Origin of the sequence: Halomonas sp. KX33721, assembly GCF_001596805.1 — a bacterium.
GTDB lineage: Bacteria > Pseudomonadota > Gammaproteobacteria > Pseudomonadales > Halomonadaceae > Vreelandella > Vreelandella aquamarina.
This window is the reverse complement of the sequence record NZ_LVIA01000093.1, coordinates 1-2587: the sequence shown is the minus strand read 5'-3', so window position 1 is coordinate 2587 and position 2587 is coordinate 1. Positions and strand designations below refer to the sequence as shown.

Below are 2587 nucleotides of genomic sequence, written 5' to 3'. Positions count from 1 at the left end.
TTTAACTTTTCTTCAGACGTAAAAAAGCCCGGCTCTTTCGAGTCGGGCTTTCTCGTATTTGAATCCTGGCAATGTCCTACTTTCACATAGCAAATGCTACACTATCATCGGCGCTGTTTCGTTTCACTACTGAGTTCGGCATGGGGTCAGGTGGGTCCAAAACGCTATGGTTACCAAGAAAATTCTGTTCAAWTTTTCTTATTTTTTATTTATTAAGCTTTAAGTCCTTCGACTGAATTTTGAGCCTGGCAATGTCCTACTTTCACATAGCAAATGCTACACTATCATCGGCGCTGTTTCGTTTCACTACTGAGTTCGGCATGGGGTCAGGTGGGTCCAAAACGCTATGGTTACCAAGCAAATTAGGGTGTCAGTCCGTTTTCACGTACCAACTAAATTTGGAAAATTCTGATAATATTTTTTAAGTCTAAGTATCTATCTACTTTAGCTATTAACTTCTGTCGCTTGTTTCTGTCACAAAACGCGTTTGGCGTTGTATGGTTAAGCCTCACGGGTAATTAGTACAAGTTAGCTTAATGGCTCACACCACTTCCACATCTTGCCTATCAACGTTGTAGTCTTCAACGGCCCTTCAGAGACTTTAAAAGTCTAGTGAGAAATCATCTCGAGGCCTGCTTCGCGCTTAGATGCTTTCAGCGCTTATCAGTTCCGAACGTAGCTACCGGGCAATGCCATTGGCATGACAACCCGAACACCAGCGGTTCGTTCACTCCGGTCCTCTCGTACTAGGAGCAACCCCTCTCAATTCTCAAACGCCCACGGCAGATAGGGACCGAACTGTCTCACGACGTTCTAAACCCAGCTCGCGTACCACTTTAAATGGCGAACAGCCATACCCTTGGGACCGACTTCAGCCCCAGGATGTGATGAGCCGACATCGAGGTGCCAAACACCGCCGTCGATATGAACTCTTGGGCGGTATCAGCCTGTTATCCCCGGAGTACCTTTTATCCGTTGAGCGATGGCCCTTCCATTCAGAACCACCGGATCACTATGACCTACTTTCGTACCTGCTCGACGTGTCTGTCTCGCAGTTAAGCTGGCTTCTACCATTACACTAACCGTACGATGTCCGACCGTACTTAGCCAACCTTCGTGCTCCTCCGTTACTCTTTGGGAGGAGACCGCCCCAGTCAAACTACCCACCAGGCACTGTCCGTAACCCCGATTCAGGGGCCAACGTTAGAACATCAAAACTACAAGGGTGGTATTTCAAGGACGACTCCACAACAACTAGCGTCGCTGCTTCAAAGTCTCCCACCTATCCTACACATGTAGGTTCAATGTTCAGTGCCAAGCTGTAGTAAAGGTTCACGGGGTCTTTCCGTCTAGCCGCGGGTACACAGCATCTTCACTGCGATTTCAATTTCACTGAGTCTCGGGTGGAGACAGCGTGGCCATGGTTACACCATTCGTGCAGGTCGGAACTTACCCGACAAGGAATTTCGCTACCTTAGGACCGTTATAGTTACGGCCGCCGTTTACCGGGGCTTCGATCAAGAGCTTCGTCCGAAAACTAACCCCATCAATTAACCTTCCGGCACCGGGCAGGTGTCACACCGTATACGTCATCTTGCGATTTTGCACAGTGCTGTGTTTTTAATAAACAGTCCCAGCCACCTGGTCACTGCGGCTCCCGTCCGCTTAGAGAGCAAGTCTCATCACAGATAGGAGCGTACCTTCTCCCGAAGTTACGGTACGATTTTGCCTAGTTCCTTCACCCGAGTTCTCTCAAGCGCCTTAGTATTCTCTACCTGACCACCTGTGTCGGTTTGGGGTACGATTCGGTATAATCTGAAGCTTAGAGGCTTTTCCTGGAAGTATGGCATCAGCAACTTCACACCCTTGGGTGCTCGTCTCGTGTCTCAGCCTAACAGCAACCCGGATTTACCTAAGTCACTAGCCTACTCACTTTCACATGGACAACCATCGCCATGCTTGCTTAGCCTTCTCCGTCCCCCCATCGCAATTATACCAAGTACGGAAATATTAATCCGTTTCCCATCGACTACGCCTTTCGGCCTCGCCTTAGGGGTCGACTTACCCTACCCTGATTAACATGGGATAGGAACCCTTGGTCTTCCGGCGTGCGGGTTTTTCACCCGCATTATCGTTACTCATGTCAGCATTCGCACTTCTGATACGTCCAGCATACCTCCCGGTACACCTTCAACCGCTTACAGAACGCTCCCCTACCACTCATCCTAAGATGAATCCGCAGCTTCGGTGCATAGTTTAGCCCCGTTACATCTTCCGCGCAGACCGACTCGACCAGTGAGCTATTACGCTTTCTTTAAAGGATGGCTGCTTCTAAGCCAACCTCCTGGCTGTCTGGGCCTTTCCACATCGTTTCCCACTTAACTATGACTTTGGGACCTTAGCTGGCGGTCTGGGTTGTTTCCCTCTTCACGACGGACGTTAGCACCCGCCGTGTGTCTCCCGGATATTACTTTACGGTATTCGGAGTTTGCAAAGGGTTGGTAAGTCGGGATGACCCCCCTAGCCTTAACAGTGCTCTACCCCCGTAAGTATTCGTCCGAGGCTCTACCTAAATAGATTTCGGGGA

At 49.5% G+C, this 2587-nt stretch carries 3 rRNA genes; all 3 read right to left on the bottom strand.

The window, feature by feature from the left end:
- Positions 1-63: 63 nt before the first annotated feature.
- Positions 64-178: ribosomal RNA gene (gene rrf / locus A3220_RS16495) — 5S ribosomal RNA — on the bottom strand.
- Between the two features lie 65 nt (positions 179-243).
- Positions 244-358 (bottom strand): 5S ribosomal RNA (gene rrf, locus A3220_RS16490).
- Between the two features lie 139 nt (positions 359-497).
- A 23S ribosomal RNA gene (locus A3220_RS16485) occupies positions 498-2587 on the bottom strand; the annotation flags it as partial.